This is a genomic window from Microbulbifer sp. VAAF005, from assembly GCF_030012985.1.
In the GTDB taxonomy this organism is placed as follows: Bacteria; Pseudomonadota; Gammaproteobacteria; order Pseudomonadales; family Cellvibrionaceae; genus Microbulbifer.
Genome location: NZ_CP120233.1, coordinates 559,208 through 579,334 on the forward strand (window position 1 = coordinate 559,208; position 20,127 = coordinate 579,334).

At 47.7% G+C, this 20,127-nt stretch carries 17 protein-coding genes; 13 read left to right on the forward strand and 4 right to left on the reverse strand.

All coding sequences use genetic code 11. The annotated features are described in order from the left end of the window. Positions 1-39 precede the first annotated feature (39 nt). Both P0078_RS02405 and P0078_RS02410 read left to right on the forward strand, forming a co-directional pair. Positions 40-1,203: an AMP-binding protein gene (locus P0078_RS02405; protein WP_282932880.1), complete on the forward strand. Its 1,164-nt coding sequence runs from the start codon at positions 40-42 to the stop codon at positions 1,201-1,203. After that, positions 1,196-2,245 (forward strand): methyltransferase, encoded by a 1,050-nt coding sequence (locus tag P0078_RS02410; RefSeq protein WP_282932881.1) that lies wholly within the window; start codon positions 1,196-1,198, stop codon positions 2,243-2,245. The genes P0078_RS02405 and P0078_RS02410 overlap by 8 nt, the downstream gene beginning before the upstream one ends. A gap of 135 nt (positions 2,246-2,380) precedes the next feature. Here P0078_RS02410 and P0078_RS02415 read toward each other — a convergent pair whose 3' ends face one another. The 3 genes from P0078_RS02415 to P0078_RS02425 form a co-directional block, all read right to left on the reverse strand. Continuing rightward, positions 2,381-3,583 carry a DUF418 domain-containing protein gene (locus tag P0078_RS02415; RefSeq protein WP_282932882.1) on the reverse strand — a complete coding sequence of 401 codons (1,203 nt, stop codon included), beginning with the start codon at positions 3,581-3,583 and terminating at the stop codon, positions 2,381-2,383. A gap of 267 nt (positions 3,584-3,850) precedes the next feature. Beyond that, complete coding sequence (locus P0078_RS02420; RefSeq protein WP_282932883.1) at positions 3,851-4,408, reverse strand: hypothetical protein; 558 nt, start codon at positions 4,406-4,408, stop codon at positions 3,851-3,853. Positions 4,409-4,481: 73 nt separating this feature from the next. Beyond that, complete coding sequence (locus tag P0078_RS02425) at positions 4,482-5,159, reverse strand: hypothetical protein (RefSeq protein ID WP_282932884.1); 678 nt, start codon at positions 5,157-5,159, stop codon at positions 4,482-4,484. Between the two features lie 414 nt (positions 5,160-5,573). Here P0078_RS02425 and P0078_RS02430 point away from each other — a divergent pair, with 414 nt between their 5' ends. From P0078_RS02430 to P0078_RS02475, 10 genes are all read left to right on the forward strand, one after another. Continuing rightward, positions 5,574-5,975 carry a hypothetical protein gene (locus tag P0078_RS02430; RefSeq protein ID WP_282932885.1) on the forward strand — a complete coding sequence of 134 codons (402 nt, stop codon included), beginning with the start codon at positions 5,574-5,576 and terminating at the stop codon, positions 5,973-5,975. A gap of 193 nt (positions 5,976-6,168) precedes the next feature. Beyond that, positions 6,169-7,707 carry an efflux RND transporter periplasmic adaptor subunit gene (locus P0078_RS02435; RefSeq protein ID WP_282932886.1) on the forward strand — a complete coding sequence of 513 codons (1,539 nt, stop codon included), beginning with the start codon at positions 6,169-6,171 and terminating at the stop codon, positions 7,705-7,707. Beyond that, the gene (locus tag P0078_RS02440; protein WP_282932887.1) at positions 7,701-10,835 is read left to right on the forward strand and encodes an efflux RND transporter permease subunit; all 3,135 of its coding nucleotides are present in this window, start codon (positions 7,701-7,703) and stop codon (positions 10,833-10,835) included. Before P0078_RS02435 ends, P0078_RS02440 begins: the two co-directional genes overlap by 7 nt. A 270-nt stretch (positions 10,836-11,105) precedes the next feature. Next, complete coding sequence (gene dbpA, locus P0078_RS02445; RefSeq protein WP_282932888.1) at positions 11,106-12,494, forward strand: ATP-dependent RNA helicase DbpA; 1,389 nt, start codon at positions 11,106-11,108, stop codon at positions 12,492-12,494. A 339-nt stretch (positions 12,495-12,833) separates the two neighbouring features. Then, positions 12,834-13,481, forward strand: a complete 648-nt coding sequence (locus P0078_RS02450; RefSeq protein ID WP_282932889.1) for a hypothetical protein — start codon at positions 12,834-12,836, stop codon at positions 13,479-13,481. A gap of 92 nt (positions 13,482-13,573) precedes the next feature. After that, positions 13,574-13,864: a hypothetical protein gene (locus P0078_RS02455; RefSeq protein ID WP_282932890.1), complete on the forward strand. Its 291-nt coding sequence runs from the start codon at positions 13,574-13,576 to the stop codon at positions 13,862-13,864. A gap of 565 nt (positions 13,865-14,429) precedes the next feature. Continuing rightward, complete coding sequence (locus P0078_RS02460; protein WP_282932891.1) at positions 14,430-15,314, forward strand: homocysteine S-methyltransferase family protein; 885 nt, start codon at positions 14,430-14,432, stop codon at positions 15,312-15,314. Positions 15,315-15,646: 332 nt separating this feature from the next. Then, complete coding sequence (locus P0078_RS02465) at positions 15,647-15,790, forward strand: hypothetical protein (RefSeq protein ID WP_282932892.1); 144 nt, start codon at positions 15,647-15,649, stop codon at positions 15,788-15,790. Between the two features lie 162 nt (positions 15,791-15,952). Continuing rightward, positions 15,953-16,522: a DJ-1 family glyoxalase III gene (locus P0078_RS02470; protein ID WP_282932893.1), complete on the forward strand. Its 570-nt coding sequence runs from the start codon at positions 15,953-15,955 to the stop codon at positions 16,520-16,522. 407 nt (positions 16,523-16,929) lie between these two features. After that, a protein-coding gene (locus P0078_RS02475; protein WP_282932894.1) for an IS3 family transposase occupies positions 16,930-18,092 on the forward strand; the annotation gives its coding sequence in 2 pieces (ribosomal slippage) (positions 16,930-17,188 and positions 17,188-18,092; 1,164 coding nt in all). Positions 18,093-18,594: 502 nt separating this feature from the next. Here the strand turns inward: P0078_RS02475 and P0078_RS02480 are convergent. After that, positions 18,595-18,933: a hypothetical protein gene (locus tag P0078_RS02480; protein WP_282932895.1), complete on the reverse strand. Its 339-nt coding sequence runs from the start codon at positions 18,931-18,933 to the stop codon at positions 18,595-18,597. Between the two features lie 155 nt (positions 18,934-19,088). Here P0078_RS02480 and P0078_RS02485 point away from each other — a divergent pair, with 155 nt between their 5' ends. Continuing rightward, positions 19,089-20,075, forward strand: a complete 987-nt coding sequence (locus P0078_RS02485) for a transposase (protein ID WP_282932896.1) — start codon at positions 19,089-19,091, stop codon at positions 20,073-20,075. The last annotated feature ends 52 nt before the right edge of the window (positions 20,076-20,127 follow it).

Genomic DNA, 20,127 nt, shown 5'->3' on the forward strand with positions numbered 1-20,127 from the left:
TTTTATCCGCTTAGCTTCTTTGGGAGTCACCCTACTTCAATGAATATCGGCGATCTGGACAGGAGTGCCGCACTTTCTCAAGCAAGAAAGCTCTCCAAAATTGGCGGGCTGTATGTACCTGAGTCGGTGCGTAATTTTGAAGACCTGCCGATCAGCGGTCCCATTGAGATAGAGCGAATCAGTCTCGCTGCCGCACAGAGAGGTGGGGCTATTTTAATGTCCAGTGGAGGCACTACCGGTCAACCTAAGCTCTGCTACACCCCTTACCACCAGGCGATTGATCGACTTCTTAAAGAATGGCAGCCTCTCAGTCCCCAAAGTGTACTACTCAATTTGTTCAACCCTGGTCGGTTATGGGGTGCACATTACTTCATTCAAGCCTTGGCCGATGCCTCCCGGTGTACCGTGGCCCCTACAGGACCTTTCGTATCAGATGAAGCTAGCAACTGGATAGAATTTCTACAGGGCATCCACGTAAATGCCCTGGCTGGCGCCCCTACAGGCCTAGCTGACTTTGCCCAGGGAGCACTAAATTCCGTTGGCCAACTCCCAATTGAGTCAATCATATGGATGGGAGAACCCTGGACCAAAACCAAGATTGAAACCGTTCGCAAGGCTTTCCCAAGCGCTGGGTTTTGGTGCGACTATGGGTCAGTAGAAACCAATAGTATTGCTGTCAATTCACCTGGGTGTGACCTGGAGAAGTACCACTTATTGGAGGGGCAGCTTATTGAAACCGATGACCAAGGCGCCCTACTCACACGAATTGGTGAAGGCTGGACAGTTCCAATTATTCGCTATCGCTTAGGAGATCTGATCAAGCCAACAACATGCCGCTGTGGCCGCCCCAGAGCACTTTTGATTGAAGGGCGAGCAGACAATGCTATCAGCCTCTGTAGCGCTCTTTTAAGCACCAGTAAGATCACAAGCCTCGCCTATGACTGTACTGGTGTAGAAGAGGTCCAGCTTTTACTCAGTTGCCGCTCACCCGATCAAAAATCAGCAGACAGGATTACCTTACAGTTTACTGGCAATGCAGATGCCAGCAAAGTCAGTAAATATGTGCAGGAAAATATCCATAACCTGGCCTCTGTAGCAAAACAATACCCCCAGTCCTTCAACGCTAAAAAAGTACACCAACTCAGACGAATTCTGCGGACTAACAAAATCCCCCAGGTCATATGGGTAACAGACGATGAGTAATAACAAAACCCACAAGATAACACCACCGACAGTTGCCGATAGCCCTATGTGGGACCGGTTGATGGGGAACTACAATTTTGCCTGTCTAATGGTTTCCGCTCAGCTGGATATTACCGGGTTGATTGAGCAGGGATATGACACCTGTAAGTCGCTCAGCCAGAAGTTACAGCTCAGCGATAAGGGAATGAGATTTTTTCTTCTGGTTTTAAGTCATTTAGGGTACATCTGTTACGACAATCATCGGTTAAAAAATACAGAATTGAGCCAGTCTTATCTATCAAAAGATAGTCTCTACTACTGGGGTGAAGTGCTACTAGACCCCTTCCATATCTACAACGTCAATCATCTGGATAAAAAGATACTGACCAGCCTGGAGCGAGAGTATGAACTTGAGTGCAAAGGCCGTTCGGTAACCGATATGTGGCAAAATAACGACATGGACTCAGAATCCGCTGCGGCCTTTACACACCTGATGCACTCCCAAGGATTTGCCTCCGCAGTCACAGCTGTCTCTAACGGAATTTTTGCAGAGGTTCAGTGCTTAATGGATGCGGGTGGTGGCTCAGGGGCCATTGCCCTACCGTTTTGCGATTCCTACCCGAAACGCAAGGCAGTACTGTTTGACTTAACGCCCGTGTGCGCAGTAGCAAGTGAGTACGTACAAAATTTCGGCAAAAAAGAGCAGGTTCGAATTGTACCCGGCGACTTCTTTACAGGCTCTTGGCCAGAAGGCTGTGACGGGATTTGCTTAAGTAATATTCTGCACGATTGGCGCCCTGAAACATGCCAATTTTTAATCGATAAAGCCTTCGCACTCTTGCCAAATGGGGGGCATCTCTTTATTCACGACATGCTACTCGATGAAACCCGCCTGACCCCGAGCTTGTTTTGCTTTCACCTATTTATGAATCACGGATCTCAGCTCTATTCCACCGATGAGCTAAATGAGATGCTTGAAAAAGCCGGTTTCGAAGACACTCAGTGCAGACGAGCCCTGGGTTACTTCTTTGTTGTGTCCGCAAGAAAACCACAAGTAAGTTGAAATAGTTAATTTTTCTAGCTTATTGTTATGTTGGGAATGGTTTACTGAGAGAAAAAAGGTGTGATGCCCTATAATCTACTGCCAACAAAGGTCAGCAGTAACTCAACAATATAAAAAGAAGAATATGTAGCTATTCTAGCTACTCACTTCAGCAGCTGGTAAAGCCTTATCTTTCATAAGCGGTGCAAACTTAAAGTAAGTGAGTGTTCTCCAAATCCACTCCAGAGGACCCATACGGAATACTTTTAGCCAAAGATCTGAATAGGCCAGCTGCAACATACCTAGCAGAACACAAACCCCAAGTACTTCTATACGTGTCAGCTCACCATACAAACCCAATCCAAAGCCATAAAAAATATAAATGCAAATAAAGGATTGAGCCAAGTAATTGGTAAATGCCATCCGCCCAACACTTTGGATCTTGCCTTTGATCCATAGGTGCTTACCTAACTTGAACCAAAGGCAGATCAAGCCGATATAACCGATACTGGTAAATGTAGACCCTACCAAATTAAAAATGGCACCATAGGTGAAGTAATCATCCATACTCCAGTCATGACTATAGTTCCAGATAAGCCCTATACCGGTCAATGTCACACCAATAGCCACCCCAGCAATAGCTACTTTTTTGTAGACAGACGAACTGGCTTTGCCACGTAGGATATCCAACTTAAACAGGCCCATTCCCAGCAACATCATAGCGGCAGCTTTTAAAATAATGGAGAGACTAAAGTAGGAAATAACGATTGCCGATTCTGGACTAGAGGCTAAATTGCCACCAAGGAAACGACTCTCTAACAGAGCCCGGAACCCTCCTCGATATATGTCTATATCTTGCTGGATCTGCGCTGCATCAGGAGCAAAAATGGCTGCTGTTGCATATCGAGCTTCTCCTGTTAGGGGTTGTATAAAAGCTCCTGCCAGATATGAGCTATATGCTGACAAGGCAAGAGTAATCACCCCCAATGCAATCAGCCAGCTTCCACGCAACTTGCGGAACAAATAGGCAAACATGGCTATAAAGGCATAGATTATCAGGATGTCGCCTTCCCAAATGAAGATGCCATGAAAAAGGCCTATCAATAACAGCCAGAAATTTCGACTGTAATGAATTTTTGCAGCAGACTTATTCTGCTGCTCGCGTTTCTCAGCTAATAGTATGATGCCTGCCCCGAATAGCATGGCAAAAAGCCCCATGAACTTTTGATCAGCAAACAAATGGAAAAAGCTAAAGAGAAAATCATTCAAAGGGCCATTTGGCAAATAGGCCTTCGGATTCAAATAAGCCGCCATAGGCATAGAGAAATTTATCATATTCATTAAAGGAAGCCCCAACAAAGCGACTCCCCTTAACAAATCCAGCTGTGATATTCGATCCTGCATATAAGTCCTTTTAAAACCAACATTCGATACGAATTTAAAGAGGAGGAGATTACAGGAAAAAAGGAAGAAATCACTATATTTTTCTGCTCGCAGGCACCAATTAGAGTATGCGAAGCCTTTCTAACAACATCACTGGTTAAGTTATGATCTTATCATCAATGCAGAAGCCTGTTATGACTTCTTAAGCCCGCTTAAACTTAATTATAGAAATGAATTAATACTCTAATGAACCGGATACTGTATCTCTTTAGCTATCACCCACATTTTATAATCTGCAGGCATTTCAGATAAGTAATCGAGAGTTCGATAGATAAGATGTTTCTCCATTTCATCGACTCCAGAAGACTTGCTCCAGCCTTCTGCTGCTAACCGGTACATAAAAGTAACCAAAAGGAATTTCTGCTTGCTTGATAACCCATTTCCATGACCATTGATCATCATATGCATGGAAACAAGGTCATAATCCAAGTCAAAAATTGACTCATCAACCTGGACGGATATCTGGGCCGAACGACCCGATACAGAGTTCCCCCGCGCAATCACCTGCATTTCATCAAGAAAGAAGGAGACATGAGCACTATTAGCGGCAGAGCTGTTTTGATAGCGCCCTCTGAGTGCCAAATCCCTTATCTGACGATTTGAAATTTCACCCTTTAGCCAGAGTTCTGTCATCTGGGTAAACGGGTCGTAGTCCTCGCTCTGGACTATGTATTCATCTGCAAAGGGGGATAAGGAATAGAAAAGCGCGACAAGCCAAAAACAGATCCTTGTTACAGTCATTACAACTACCACTCGAAGTGAAGACCATGCCACGCGGTCGATTATGACGGGAAATCTATTAAATTAAGTATAATCAAGAATTATTGTAGGAACATTGATCGGGAGGACACTTGCACTCATTTACGGGCGAATCAACCGGGGGCTTAAATTCCACATTGATGGTAGCTTTTTTACCCAGCCTTTTCTCTTGAAGCCTTTCCAAAGCCTCCTTCGTCATTGCGTTTATCTCTCCAGAGAGAAATTTATCGACAAACATTTCGGCTTCTTGATCCAGACTGTAACTACTACGTCCCATTCCCTCTCGTGAGTTATATTTCGATAAGCTATAGGTCAGTAATATCTCTTGAGCTTCACTATCAAACTTTCTGAATAGATCTATGATCCAATTAGTTTCCAAGAGGTGTTCAAGAGCTTCAAGATTACCTTGAAGCTCTAAATAGATAGCGGCAAAGTCCTCACCGCCTTGAAGGATCCGGCCTATGTAACCAGCTTCCTCTTTGTGGAAATAATCCAATCTTGCCTGGATGTTTATTTCTTTGATGTCATTGGCGATAACATAGCGACCCAACTTTTCCACTTCAGCCACAGTCATACCAAGCTCATAAAGCTCCTCCTGATTCGTCTTTAACATATACCAAGAAGAGAGTACCCCTAGCAGTCTGAATGACGTCAGCCACGCTCGTTGCTTTCCTAAATCAATCTCGTACCACGCGGACTTTCTCTCAAGCCCATACTTGCTGAGGTATGACAAGTCTTCCCCCTATTAGCAGCTTCCCTAACAGCCCTCATTCTTTGCCAGGCAGCCCAGTTCCGCTCCCTACTCAGCACCCATTCACTGTTAATCTCTTCATTATGTTTATAGGTAGTCGCAAATAACTCCTCGAGAGATGTGCGTTTAGAATCTGCAAAAGAAGGTGCCGCCAATAAACAGATCAGAAGGAGGCAAACCGGAGGAGTTAATTTCATAGAGACACCTTGTGGTGCTGTTGTAGTCGCATTTATCCAAGGGAATCTACTAACTATCGTCAAGAAATCTCTGCCGAAGGGTTAACCTGTGCCGTAATTACCCTTAATGGAAGAAGGAAAAACTTGGAAGTACCCCTTGGTCACATAGCGAAAGCAACCTTTGTCGAGCAACCGATCTCTGGTGTATGATTTATCAGTAATGAAAAACTATTCATCCACATTTCGCGCCAAGCTCATAGCTATGGCGGCCCTGCTCCTGCTGATGTTGCAGGTGCAGACCGTGCTCGCCTGCGAAATGATGGAGGACCCCAAGCCATCAGCGGAATGTTGCTGCGATGATATGGCCAAGGGGTCAGACTCAGATGATGACTGTTGTGACTATGACGCCCAAGTCTCCCTGAAGACTTCGCTGGACGACCATCAAGTTGCCGTCACCGCCGCATACTTGAATCTGGAACTTCCCCAGTTGGCGCCACCGCCAACTTACCAATGGCCCCAAATTCTGGCTCCGCCATTCGGTGCGCCTGAATTATCTCCTACTGCGATAGAATCCCACCCCGGCAACCGAACCTGGCTTGCCACTTTGCGCCTGCGTATTTGATCACTCCCTTTCTCTCTGACTAGCGAAATATGCCCCCAGCCCATGCTGGCGGCTTCAGAAAGATTGTTCTAGGAGTGAACCTTTTGATTTCCCAACAAGCTATAGCGGCCATTGGTAGCCTGCTCATTGACTCGCTCATCGATAAGGTGCTTTGCACGCAGATGCGCCTTTCCTTCAATCAGGAGGGTGCCCTATGAGCCAGCAAAGAACATTGAACTTAATCGCCCTTATCCTGCTGTTAGCCGCTGCCGGCGCGGCCTTTTACTGGAAGAAGATTTCTACACAAGCCACAGTTCCAAATGCCGATTTTGTGCAAGCTGGCCCCTTCCAGATCGCCGTGTCTGTCGATCCGCTGCAACCCCAAGCGGGTAAAAACCAAATTCGAATTGAAGTTCGCAATGCTGACAATGAGCCGGTATCTGGAGCTGAAGTTCGCGCGGTAGCCGAGATGCCTGCCATGGGCGCCATGCCAGCTATGCGTGCCGTGGCAGATATCAGTGAATCCAGCCCCGGTATCTTCACCGGTGAAATTGAGCTGGCCATGGTGGGTTCCTGGCCCATGGTGGTAGACGTAGCGACAGGCCATGATAAGCATGTCGATCTTGCCTTTGATATGAGCACCAATCGCAAAGGCCTGCGCCTGAAATCTGCGCCTGAGGCCTCAGATACCGCCTATTACACCTGCTCAATGCACCCATCGGTAAGAGCTGCCGAAGCCGGTACTTGCCCTATTTGCGGTATGAACCTGCAACCTGTGAGCCACGATGAATTGCAAAGCGGCAGCATTGTAGTGGATAGCGGCCGACGCCAGGCCATTGGTATCAAAACCGGGATTGTCGAGCGGCAACCTTTCGCTCTGCCCATTCACCTACACGGCCAGGTTACCTATGACGAAACCCGCTTGCGGGATATCAGCCTGCGCTTCGACGGCTGGATTGGTGAGTTGGATGCAGATTTTGAAGGCAAGCAGGTTCAGCGCGGTGAAGTACTCTTCTCTGTTTACAGCCCGGAATTGCTCGCAGTCCAGGGCGAGTATCTAAAGGCCCGCCGCCGTGGCGACGCCCTGGAGAAAGCAGCACGAAGGCGTCTACTGTTGTGGGGGCTCTCTGAAGAGCAAATCGACTGGCTGGTTGAACAGCAAAAAGCGCAGGACTATATCCCGATTTTTGCACCCGCCAGTGGTGTGATTATTGAGAAGAATATTGTCGCGGGCTCTGCGTTTGAAAAGGGCGACAACCTTCTGCGTATAGCCGACCTCAGCCAGGTTTGGATTGAAGCCCACGCCTACGAAGATCAGTTGCCACTGATAGAAAAAGGCATGCCGGCCAAAGTGCGTTTAACCAACGTCTACCACGAGGAAATCCCAGCCACCCTCACCCAGATTGACCCCTTCCTGAATCACAATAACCGCAGTGCACGGCTGCGTGTGACCCTGCCCAATACCGATGGTGAACTGCGCCCGGGACTGTTTGCGGACATCATGTTGACCGCCGAACTGGGAAATCTCCTCGTGGTACCCAGGGATTCAGTATTGATCTCCGGCAAGAAACGCATTGTTTTCCGCGACTTGGGCCAGGGTCGTCTGGAGCCGGTGCAGGTACGCACCGGTTATGGCGACAGCGACAGGATTGTTATCCGTTCGGGCCTCCAGGCGGGAGATAAAATTGTCACCTCGGGTGTATTCCTGATCGCGGCGGAAAGCCGCCTGAAGTCGGGGGTGCAGCAGTGGTAAATTCCGAACCCAAAGGGCTGATTGCCCGAATTATTGGGGCCTGTGCCGGTAGGCCGGGGATCACTTTGATTCTTGTCGCGATCGCGGCCCTGGCGGGATACCGGGCGCTAACCAGTGTCCCTCTGGATGCTATTCCGGACCTGTCCGACGCCCAGGTAATTGTGATGACAGACTGGCCGGGGCGAAGCCCGGACCTGGTCGAGGATCAAATCACCTACCCGCTTTCCACCGCAATGTTAGGGCTGCCCAAAGTCAAATATGTGCGGGGCCAAAGCTTTTTTGGTCTCAGCTTTGTCTACGCCATCTTTGAAGACGGCACCGATATTTACTGGGCCCGCTCACGGGTTCTGGAGTACCTCAACCAGGTAGCCGACCAGCTCCCGGAAGGTGTTCAGCCAAAGCTTGGCCCGGATGCTACCGGAGTGGGCTGGGTGTTCCAGTACGCGCTGGTTGATCGAAGCGGTAATAACGACCTGCAAGAACTGCGCGCGCTACAGGATTTCAAGTTGCGCTATTGGCTCACTTCTGTCGAGGGCGTGGCCGAAGTCGCCTCCATTGGCGGCTACGAAAAGGAGTACCAGGTCCAAATCGACCCCCATCGCTTGCAGATGTTTAAGGTTCCGCTCGGCAAAGTGGTCGAGGCCATTCGCCGCAGTAACAATGACACAGGAGGAAGGGTACTGGAGATCGCTGGGCACGAACATATGGTGCGTGGCCGTGGCTATATCCGCAGCGTTGACGATCTCGAAGAGGTGGTGATCGGGGTCAATGCGGCGAAGATTCCGGTGACTTTGGATCAGGTAGCGGATATTACCCTGGGGCCTGCGATGCAGCGCGGTATTGCGGAACTGGACGGCGAGGGCCAGACCGTAGGTGGCATCGTGGTGATGCGCTACGGTGAAAATGCCCTCAAGGTTATTGAGAGAGTTAAAGAGCGTATCGAGCAAGTCCGTGCGGGCTTACCGGAAGGCGTTGAGCTGGTAGTGACCTATGATCGCTCACAATTAATTAATAGTGCGATCGACAATCTCAAGAACACCTTGATTGAAGAGATGCTGGTGGTCGCCGCTGTGATCGCTATTTTCCTACTCCACGCCCGCTCCGCATTGGTAGCTGTAATCACTCTGCCGATTGCAGTTTTACTGGCCTTTATTCCACTGTCCCTACAAGGGCTTACCGCCAACATTATGTCACTGGGAGGTATTGCCGTAGCCATCGGTGCCATGGTGGATGCGGCAGTGGTAATGGTGGATAACATCCACAAAAAGCTGGCAGCCGATGGGGATAAGGAGTTGTCTCCGGGCGAAAAAAGAACGCTAATCGTTCGGGCAATGCAGGAAGTCGGACCGAGTATTTTCTTCTCCCTGATTATTATCACGGTTTCATTCCTGCCGGTATTCGCGCTCGAAGCTACCGAGGGCCGCCTATTCAAACCCCTCGCCTACACCAAAACCTACAGCATGGCTTTCGCCGCCCTATTGGCAATCACCTTGATTCCAGCGCTCGCTGTACTGCTAATGCGCGGCAAAATTCGCAACAGGGAAAACCCGATTTCCCGCGTTTTAGTCCATACACTACAGCCAGTGATTCACTTCTGCGTGCGGCAACGCAAAGTTGTGGCCACTCTCGCGGTATTAGCTCTGGTTTCTGTGGCCTACCCCATTAGCAAGCTAGGTGGTGAATTTATGCCGCCGCTCAATGAGGGCAGCATCCTGTATATGCCTACCGCCCTACCCGGCATGTCGGTGACCGAAGCGGGCAAGGTGCTGCAACAAATGGACGAGGAACTGAAAGCTTTCCCAGAAGTAGAGCATGTCTTTGGCAAGATCGGCCGCTCCAACAGCGCCACCGATCCTGCACCGCTCTCAATGGTAGAAACCGTTATCACCCTGAAACCCAAAAGTGAGTGGCGTCCTGGCATGACTTGGGACGACCTGCTGGCGGAAATGGATGAAAAGCTGCGCTATCCGGGCATGCCCAATATCTGGTGGATGCCCATCCAAACCCGCACTGAGATGCTCGCCACCGGTATTCGCAGCCAGCTCGGCATCAAAGTGTTTGGAGATAACCTGGAGGAAATCGAACAGACCGCTTTAGCCATCGAAGAAGCACTGCGCAGTGACCAACGCACTTCGGAACAAACCCGAAGCGTCTTCGCCGAGCGTCTAACCGGCGGTTACTTCCTGGACTTTGATATCGATCGCGCACGGGCTTCCCGCCACGGCTTGAATGTACAGGATATCGAAGATGTGATCGCCGCAGCGGCTGGTGGCCTGGCCGCAACCCAGACCATCGAAGGCCGCGAACGTTACGATGTGTTAGTGCGCTATGCCCGCGACTACCGGGATACTCCTGAACAGCTGGAACAAATCCTGGTCCCCGCCTCTGATGGTTCCCAAGTGCCCCTGAACCAGCTGGCTGATCTGGACTTCCGCACTGGCCCGCCCATGATCCGCAATGAGGATGGGCAGTTGGTGGGCTTGGTATTTGTCGACTTGAAGGGCGATATCGGCGTTGCTGATTATGTTAATCGCGCAAAGCAGGTTGTTGCCGATCAGGTTAATCTGATTCCCGGGCAACGTATCGCCTGGGCCGGCCAATACCAATACCTGGAGCGCGCCAAGTCCCGCCTGCAATGGTTAGTGCCCCTGACCTTGTTGGCTGTGTGCTTCCTCCTGTATCTGCATCGAGGCAGGCTATCCGACACCCTGTTTGTACTCACCGCCATGCCAATGGCACTGATCGGCGCCTTCTGGCTGTTATACCTGCTCGACTACAAACTGAGCGTTGCTGTATGGGTCGGCATGATTGCCATGGCTGGTCTCGCCGCTGAGATGGGGTTATTAATGCTGCACTACTTATCTGCCGCCGGACATAACTCAGAGCGCGGTAATACAGCGACTGTTGCCCAAGCGGCAGCTGGCCGTATTCGCCCGATGCTAATGACCAGCCTGACACTGTTAATTTCATTGATACCAGTCATGGTTTCCGATGGCACCGGTGCAGATGTTATGAAACGGATCGCAGCACCAATGGTGGGCGGCACCATAACCACACTGCTATTTGTGTTATTAGTGATGCCCGGGGTTTTCTATCAATGGAAAGCTCGTGAAGGTAAGCAAAGCTGACTTAAATAAATTGGGGCACCGGGTTGACGCTACCCTGTGCCCCTGCACTCTTCGCACAAGAAGATAATCTGGATAGAAGAGACTTTGACGGGAACAAGGTGATTCATAGGTTTTAGGTTTCTTGAGGGTTAACTGTTAAAATTCCATACAAATTTTGTATTGCACAATCTGCAAAATTGCGGCGATAACAAAGGCTAAGTAGGTGACGATCACTTTCCCTACTGCTTGTGTAATACGTGTATTTGACATTTAACGACTCCAGGATTCACCTTGACTGCACCTTTTTCCGATCTCCCCCTAAACCCCGCCCTGCTGAAAAACCTGGCGTCACTCAACTATAAATCCATGACCGAGGTTCAGGCCAAAACGCTTCCGATCATTCTTGACGGCAAGGACGTTATCGCCCAGGCAAAAACCGGTTCCGGTAAAACTGCCGCTTTCGGTTTGGGGGTGCTGCATCGGCTCAATGTCAGCCGCTTTCGGATTCAATCGCTGATTCTGTGCCCAACACGGGAATTGGCAGACCAGGTTGCGCAGGAACTGCGCCGATTGGCACGGGCAATTCACAACATTAAGATTCTGACTCTCTGCGGCGGAATGCCTTTCGGCCCTCAAATCGGCTCCCTGGCCCATGGTGCCCATATCATCGTTGGTACTCCAGGACGTATCGAAGAACACCTGCGTAAAGGAACACTCTCCTTAGAGCATGTCGATACGCTGGTCTTTGACGAAGCCGACCGAATGCTCGATATGGGATTTCAGGACGTTATCGATACCATTCTGGCGCAGGTGCCAACTGGGCGGCAGTCGTTACTATTCAGCGCTACCTACCCCGATGAAATTGAAAAGCTCAGCGCCCGAGTGATGCAAAAACCGGTGATGGTTAAAATCGACTCTGCGCATAGCGACGAGGTGATCGAACAACGCTTTTACAGAATTGAGAGTTTCGAGGATCGCCTGGAGATGACTCGGCGTGTCCTGCTCAATGATAAACCAGTCAATACCCTGGTTTTCTGCAACACCAAACGCGAAACCGATGAAGTGGCCGATGATCTGAAACAGGCTGGCTTCAATGTCCTCGCCCTGCATGGTGATATGGAGCAGCGCCAGCGCAATGAAACCCTGATTCGATTTGCCAATGGCAGCGCTTCAATTCTGGTGGCCACTGATGTGGCTGCACGAGGTCTCGATATCGACAAGCTGGATGCGGTTATCAATTTTCATATCGCCAAAGACCCGGAAGTGCACACCCACCGCATCGGACGGACCGGCCGTGCCGGTGAGCGCGGTTGCGCTTACTCCTTTTTTGCCGAGAAGGAAGGCCACAAACTGGTTCGTATGGACCTAACCCAGGACCCACTATCCGATCCAGATACACCGCCACCCGCCAGCATATTAAGTGAACCCCCTTTCCAGGCACCGATGGCTACCCTGCAAATCGATGGCGGCAAGAAGCAAAAGGTCCGCCCCGGCGATATCCTGGGAGCCCTAACCGGAGGTGATCGCCCGATTGACGGTAAAGATGTTGGCAAGATCAACGTACTGGACATGACCGCCTATGTTGCGATTAAACGCAATGTGGCATCTCAAGCACTTAAGAAAATAGAAAACGGCAAGTTGAAAGGGCGCAAATTCCGGGTGCGGCGTATTCGAGGGTAAGCCGAGTGAATATCCCCTGGCGGCGCCGGGGGATTGCCCTTTTACGCCCGCTTCTGGTTTATGGATCCCCTGACCGTTATTTCAAGAGCTGACAATAAATATAGAAAAATCAGATGGAAATCTAAGGGTTACAGAGTGATATAAAATTAGGATAGTGGTCAAAGTAATCGTTTTTGCAGTTTGCACGCCGTGACAACTAAGTTTCACCCAATGATTTTTAACAATATTTTCGTTTTAGCGAAGAAATTGATTCTGAAATAACAATCGGGATAATAGTGATCTGTATGATTAATTTATAAATGTTAGGCACTAAGTCCGAAGTAAAATTAGGTTTTTCGAATGAGTATCAAGGTTGATGAAGCTATTTGGGTGAGTATTCCCCAAGACTCCCGGGAAGATTCTCTCAAATGGCATGATGGAAATGGAGTTCAGTTGGTGCTTCATTCTATAGGATTTGACGAAGCTTTGTATTCACGATTGACTAACGAAATGTTAGCGCGAGAATATTATAGGGATAATTTCGCTGAACAAGGTATAGGTATTGTTCAATGTGACTTAGTGACGGTTAGTGGCCAAAAGGCTGTTAAGACAATCGGCAAGAAAATTGTGCAAGGTCAGCCTGCCCTATATATTGGCTCATTGGCAATCCCTATGTCAGACCGATCTTTTGTTTTATCCCTGTATTCACAAGAAGCTGGTATTACAGGTATGAGAGATACTGTGCTTTTCAGTAAGTTGTCATCCGAGAGTGATAAGTTAAAACCGGATCCTGATTCGGGAAAGATGATTGGGTGGGCACAAGACCCCTATTTTCCGAAGTACGATGGGCCTTGTCTTCGAAACCTGTCTGAATCAGAGGATTATGATAATCAGTTTCCAAACCACCCATTAACAAAAGTACGGAGCCGAATTGGTGAATTGGTTGCTTCGGTAGAAGTCTTGGTGAGAGAGCCCAAAAGCAACAAACCATGGTGGAAAGTATGGTAGCAATATTGCCTAACAAAACGCTGCTTGGGACAAAACCACGCTGCACTCCGATTTGCCCAAGAGCATGGATTTATGCATCGTAGAGAATTAAAATGAATACATTAGAGATACAAGAGAAGAAGAAATTCCCTAAGGAAATCGCAATTGCGTTAGCTATAGTCGCTACACTAGTTTCACTTGCACCAATTGCCATTGTTCAAAATGAGAAGGCTGTCTTACTTGCAATATTTGGCCTTGTAATGAACTTCGCTCTTATACCTTCCATTTTCCTATTGTTTGGTGGTATCCAGAAATTACGTGATAGGCAATTCAACTTGTGGAGTGCGTACTACCTTGGGCTCTTTGTTGCCATAGTTTTGGCAGGACAGAAGCTGATAGTGTAGTGGCCATGTATAACAATGCCCGACAATTCAGTTCAGGTCTTCGGCCCTCCATGAGATAACTTACCCGGTGTACGTTTTGCTCAAGTCGCTTCATCTGGCCCTTCACGGGGCAGATCACCCTGTACACTTTTCACACAAAATGCCCGCTAGCACTATTATGAATCCGTTGAAATTACGAGTACTTAAACGAACTTGCTCAGAGTGTAAGAGTAGGACTCTGGAAATTCCATTGTTCTCGACAACTTTAATCTGCCGGAACTGTGTATCTATCTTTAAGGTTCGTGGCTGGTTCAAATTTGTGCAGATTATTGGAGCGGGCTTCCTATATTTTTTGATACTTCAAGCGGCTCTAGCGCTTCTAGAAGATGCAAGATTAAATCAAATTAGCTTTGTAGTGGTGACATTTTTGGTGGCACCTTTAGTCACTTCAGTTATATTAAAAACTTCGAAAATGTATCTCGCACCCTTGGAACTAACTGGAGTAAAAAGCAAGGTACGAGGTAATTCATAACAAGTCAATTCACTTCGCGCCTTCGGCGCCCGACAGCTTAAACCGAGGAGCATCATGCAAGGAATTCTTTCAGAAAAGTTGATTCTTACTGAAGCGGCCATACTCGAAAGAGTCAGGCGTAACAAAGATATAAGCCTTTGCAGCCATGTCGACCATGCTAAATTAATCTATAGCAAAGCTGGTGCTGAAAGCCTTAAACGAATCTACAGTGAATACATAAAGCTTGCAATTGATGCAAAACTCCCTCTTTTGCTTGCAACTCCCACATGGAGGGCCAGCTCAGAGAGAGTTTCTCTAGCCAAGGCGCCTTCGTCTATCAATGAAGACGCAGTTAATTTTCTTTCGAATATCTTGCCAAAAGAAGGAAATGTATATGTAGGGGGCCTAGTCGGCTGTAAAAATGACTGCTACAAACCACAACAAAGCTTAACTTACAAAGAATCTCTTTCTTATCATCGTTGGCAAATTGATAAGCTCGGAGCCTCTAAAGCTGACTACCTCATGGGAGTAACTCTACCAGCTGTACCAGAGGCACTTGGAATTGCATCTCTAATGTCAAACCACTCAAAGCCATATTTTATTAGCTTCGTCATTGGCTCAGATGGCCGTCTTTTAGATGGCCATACCATTCAAGAAGCAATTTCACATATTGATTATCAGGTTTCACCTAAACCTTCTGGGTACTTTATTAACTGTTCTCATCCATCTTTTCTAGACGCTTCAAATCAATTACCTAACAGGCTAATTGGCATACAAGCCAATGCTTCATCACTAACACACAATGAGCTAGAAAATAGCGAATCGACGCACTCCGACAGCATATCCGAATGGGGCAACCTTATGCTCCACTTAAATCAGAATCACGGATTCAATATATTGGGCGGCTGCTGCGGTACTGATTCAAGACACCTGGAATACATCATAAATAATCACAACTAGCAAATTTTAGCCTGAACCCCTCTGCCTACAGCTACACTGCGCAGCCAAGCCCTTGGTTTGGCTTCCGCTGCTAAAGGCATTAGCTAGACCGGCGGAATTATGAGTAGGAAAAAGGGAGTGACACTAAGGCTCACAATTGCCTAAGCGCCTCAATTTTAGTAGCCATCGATGTGGCGGTTCACGGTCTGAATATCGGCAAAGATCCTGAACAGTCGTACCGTTAATCGCAGTTGCACTGCTGAGCTAACCGCTTCGTATGAGCCTGACCCACTATCCGATCCAGATACATCGCCACCAGCCAGCTTATTTAGCGCCCCCTTTGCCAGACACCGATGAACCCTACGAATCAATGTGGTAAGAAGGAAAAGGGCCGCTCCGCCGATATCCTGGATACCCTAACCGGTGGCGATAATCTGATTAATGGAAAAGATGTTGCCAAGTTCAACGTACTGGACATGACCGCCAGAGAGCATTGAGAACACAAAGTTGAAAGGGCACATCTTGTGCGACATATTCGGGGGTAAGCCTCACAGGAGAATTATCTATGCCCTCAACCACGGTTATAGGTCAGCTCAAAGAGGTAGGATTAGCCCAGAAAGCCTATAAATAGGTTAACCCCATCGTTTGGAGCTGCAACCGTGCCCAATATACTGATTCCCATCGCCGATGGTAACGAGGATATAGAAACCGTTGCCATCTACGACATTTTGAGCCGAACGGATGCAGAGCTGGTACTGGCATCGATTATGCCGAGTAGAAGTATAACTACCCTACGCAATCTTGTTATTGAAGCCCCCTGCTCCATAGAGGATTGTTTGGACTCTACGTGGGATCTAATAGCCCTGCCAGGCGGCAAGGAAGGTGCCGAGCAAATGCATAACTCAGCCCCCCTAATAAAGCTTATCCAAAAGCAACTTGAATCGGGCCGCTGGCTAGGAGCAATTTGTACCGCTCCAGTGATCGTTCTTGGGCGGCAGGGGCTGATAACCAATTTTACGGCCACTTGTTACAAGACGTTTCGCGGCGAACTTAGTCAATATGTGAAGGAAACTAGTGATCAAAGAGTAGTGATCGACCGGAATTTAGTCACCAGCCAATCGCCCGGTACCGCTATAGAGTTCGCTTTTGAACTTGTCACTTGTTTATTTGGGAAAGAAAAATCGCAGTCAATTGCGGAGACCGTAAATGTTTATCTACCACCTGAATAATTTAACATTCTTCCCGTTTTACTCAGTCGGTTAGAATCTTAAACAGATGAACGCTGCTCCAAGACTCTATTCAGAGCAACCCTTGATCGGCGAGGAGCAGTAAAAAATCAAACAACCTTATCTTTGGAAGCCTAAATTGACCTACCTTTCAGGGAAGAGTCAGCTAGACTACTTGATTGGACTAGCTATCAATATAGTCTCTCATTTGGTGAACTCGGCCTTCAAAACATATCCCGTACGATCAAGAATGACCCGGCAATAATTTTTCTCTGGAACTGCTAAAAATTCTGGGGCTTCCGGAACCCAATAAAAAAGCCGTCTCCCATCTCTCGATTCAGATGAAAATGATCCTACCCACCAACGACGGACACTCTCTTAAGCGATAAACTACGCAGCAGAGGTGCTCTATGACAAGATCAAATAAACCAACCAAAACCACTCGTAAACAGTACTCAGAGGAGTATAGAAAGGATGCCCTAGCACTTGCGCTCAAAGTTGGGGTAAGCGTTGCCGCTAAACAGCTTGGGTTACATCCTTCTCAGATTTACGGATGGCGAAGCAAGGCTAAGTTACATCAGTGCCGAGGGGATGCCGAGAGAGAGCTGGCCACAGAGAATGCTCGCCTTAAGCGGCAGCTGGCTGAGCAGGCAGAGGAGCTGGCGATCTTAAAAAAGGCCGCAGCGTACTTTGCAAAGAGCCTGAAATGAGGTACGCCTTCATGCAAATGCACAGGCATGAATTCAGCATCAAAGCGATGGCCAAGGTATTGAACGTATCTCGCAGTGGGTTTTACGACTGGGTGTCAAGATCGGCCGGCCAATCCAGGTACCAGCAGTACCGAATGCAGCTCGATAGCTTGGTACAGCAGCGCTTTATAGCCAGTAAAGAACGTAGTGGCTCTCCTCGCCTGACGAAGGAGTTGGCCAGTGCGGGGAGTAAATATAATCAAAAAACAATTGCTGCCAGCATGCGTCGACAGGGCCTACGGGCTAAAGCCGCCAAGAGATATAAAGCCACAACCTATTCAAAACATGGCCTGCCAGTAGCTCCAAATCTGCTCGAGCAGAACTTCAATGCTGAAGGGCCGAATCAGAAATGGGCTGGGGATATAACCTACCTGAGAACGGAAGAAGGTTGGTTATATCTGGCTGTAGTGATAGACCTATATAGTCGGCTAGTTATTGGTTGGGCGATGTCAGAAACGATGACAGCTACATTGGTCTGTGACGCTCTTCAAATGGCTTTATGGCGACGTAAGAAACCTACGAATGTTATCGTGCATACTGGCTTCCCCTGTCAGTATTGCTCTAAAGATTATCAATCTTTGATTACAGCTTATGGTCTGCGGTGCAGCATGAGCGCCAAAGGTAATTGCTATGATAACGCTTGTGCAGAAACATTCTTTCACTCACTTAAGGTAGAAGCAATCCATGGTAACCGCTTTCCCACAAGGTGCCTCATGCGAGAGACCGTATTTGAGTATATAGAGATAGACTACAATCGAAATCGCTTACACAGCGCCAATGGCTATCTCAGCCCTGAGGCGTTTGAGGAACAACTAGTCGCTTAGTGGTGTGTCCGTTGTTGATGGGTAGGATCAAAACTTTCTAACACTTAAATCAAGAGAGTTATCCATCCTATTTTCATCGTAAGTTGAGTTCAAAGACAAGCACAATTGCTGTAATTTTTCCGCATCCCTCTTTTGATATGAGAATGTTTCTAGTGGAGGGTTGCTATCCTCAAAAATATAATCAACAACCTGCCAGTACACGACCATAACACAAACAAACGTCAATACGGCCTTATCTTTTCTTTTGAAACTAATATTAATACTCAAAGCATTATGATCCTTTAGCAATAAGGCACATCAGCTCCATTTTAGCTTCATCAAACGAATCAAAATAAGCTTCAGTAGTAGCATTAGCTAGCATTTCGTCCCCTTTACCTCTTAATCAAAGAGAAAGAGTCATCAGAAGGGAGCTAGCTCTATCATTGTTGCCCCCCTCCCTTCTTTAGCTGTCCTAGAGTCCTATTCAATCCACGGATGTCCAGGATTATTCACCTCCACTAACTTACAAAGACCCTCTATTTTTATATATCTTCCAGCTTAATGATAAAAACCCAATCATTGTTAAAAACAACCCAAATGGAAATAATAGATTTAGCAAAACAAAAGCAATTTGTGATGAACCTTCCGAAATTTTATACCATATCTCATCAGACTCTAGTGTATAGGATGGTCCATATACACGAAACAACCTTCCACTCTCAGCAACAATTAGCCCAATTAAAATTAATGTTGACTGACAACTTCTCTTTGTAAGAAAGAATAGAATACCACCAATGATCAAGCCTCCAAAGGCAAGAGACATCAACACGGCTCCAATTATCTCAATAGCCCATACATACATAATTTATTCCAAGTCAGCCGTAATAGTTCTGGACACCCTCGATAATAGTTCTGGACACCCTCGAAATAGAAAGTATAAACCGCCAGCCCTATTGACAAAAGATTAAAATCTCACAAAATACTGTATGTTCATACAGCAAATTGTGCGTACAGCCAATGACTCTACCGCGAAGTGCCCAGATATCTCTGGATACAACACCCTATTATCACTGTGTTTCCCGCTGTGTGCGGCGTGCATTTCTGTGTGGTAGAGATACTGAATCCGGAAAAGATTATGAGCATCGGCGCGAATGGATTGAAAGCCGTATGTATAAGTTGGACGAGGTATTTGCTCTAGATATTGCCGCCTATGCGGTAATGAGTAATCACTACCATATAGTGCTATATATTGACACAGAATCGGCTAACAAGTGGTCTATTCCAGAGGTAATTACTCGCTGGCAAAAGCTATTCAAGGCTTCCAGCTTAGCTCAGCGCTATCTTCAGGGCGATGCCCTCGATCACTGTGAGGTAACCAAACTAAAAGAAGTTGTTTCCCAATGGCGGGAGCGCCTAATGGATATTAGCTGGTTTATGCGCTGCTTAAATGAATCTATCGCTCGCCAGGCCAATGCTGAGGACCAGTGTACAGGTCGCTTTTGGGAAGGCCGTTTTAAGTCCCAGGCCTTACTGGATGAAAGAGCCCTCGCCGCCTGTATGGCTTATGTAGACCTCAACCCGATCCGTGCCAATATTGCCAAGACACCTGAAGAGTCTGATTACACTTCGATTCAACAGCGTATTCGTACGGCAGTCTCAGGCAAGCAGCCAAAAAATTTACTTCCATTTGTCGGCAGTGATCGTTTGAATATGCCAAAAGGGCTACCCTTTCAATTGGATCACTATTTGGAGTTGGTAGACTGGAGTGGTCGGCATTTAGACCCCAGAAAACGAGGCTGTATTACTGAAAACACGCCCCCTATCCTTGAACGGCTCAGCATTTCACCCAAACACTGGCGATATCTCAATCGAAATTTTGAAAGTCGCTTTAAAGGCTTAGTGGGATCGGTGGAGGCGGTAAAGCAAACTTGCATCCAACTCGATAAACGCTGGGTACATGGTATAGCTGATTGCCGGCGCTTCCTCTCAGCTACGCCCTTCTAATTTATCCCTACTCCAAAAGTGCTCGATAGCTGCTCTTTTATCCAAAAATAGC

What these genes read in the sequence shown, in the direction of transcription:
- P0078_RS02405 (WP_282932880.1), top strand. Translation starts at nt 40, where the DNA reads ATGAATATCGGCGATCTGGACAGGAGTGCCGCACTTTCTCAAGCAAGA.
- P0078_RS02410 (WP_282932881.1), top strand. Translation starts at nt 1,196, where the DNA reads ATGAGTAATAACAAAACCCACAAGATAACACCACCGACAGTTGCCGAT.
- P0078_RS02420 (WP_282932883.1), bottom strand. Translation starts at nt 4,408, where the DNA reads ATGACTGTAACAAGGATCTGTTTTTGGCTTGTCGCGCTTTTCTATTCC.
- P0078_RS02430 (WP_282932885.1), top strand. Translation starts at nt 5,574, where the DNA reads ATGAAAAACTATTCATCCACATTTCGCGCCAAGCTCATAGCTATGGCG.
- P0078_RS02435 (WP_282932886.1), top strand. Translation starts at nt 6,169, where the DNA reads ATGAGCCAGCAAAGAACATTGAACTTAATCGCCCTTATCCTGCTGTTA.
- P0078_RS02450 (WP_282932889.1), top strand. Translation starts at nt 12,834, where the DNA reads ATGAGTATCAAGGTTGATGAAGCTATTTGGGTGAGTATTCCCCAAGAC.
- P0078_RS02455 (WP_282932890.1), top strand. Translation starts at nt 13,574, where the DNA reads ATGAATACATTAGAGATACAAGAGAAGAAGAAATTCCCTAAGGAAATC.
- P0078_RS02460 (WP_282932891.1), top strand. Translation starts at nt 14,430, where the DNA reads ATGCAAGGAATTCTTTCAGAAAAGTTGATTCTTACTGAAGCGGCCATA.
- P0078_RS02465 (WP_282932892.1), top strand. Translation starts at nt 15,647, where the DNA reads ATGAACCCTACGAATCAATGTGGTAAGAAGGAAAAGGGCCGCTCCGCC.
- P0078_RS02480 (WP_282932895.1), bottom strand. Translation starts at nt 18,933, where the DNA reads ATGTATGTATGGGCTATTGAGATAATTGGAGCCGTGTTGATGTCTCTT.
- P0078_RS02485 (WP_282932896.1), top strand. Translation starts at nt 19,089, where the DNA reads ATGACTCTACCGCGAAGTGCCCAGATATCTCTGGATACAACACCCTAT.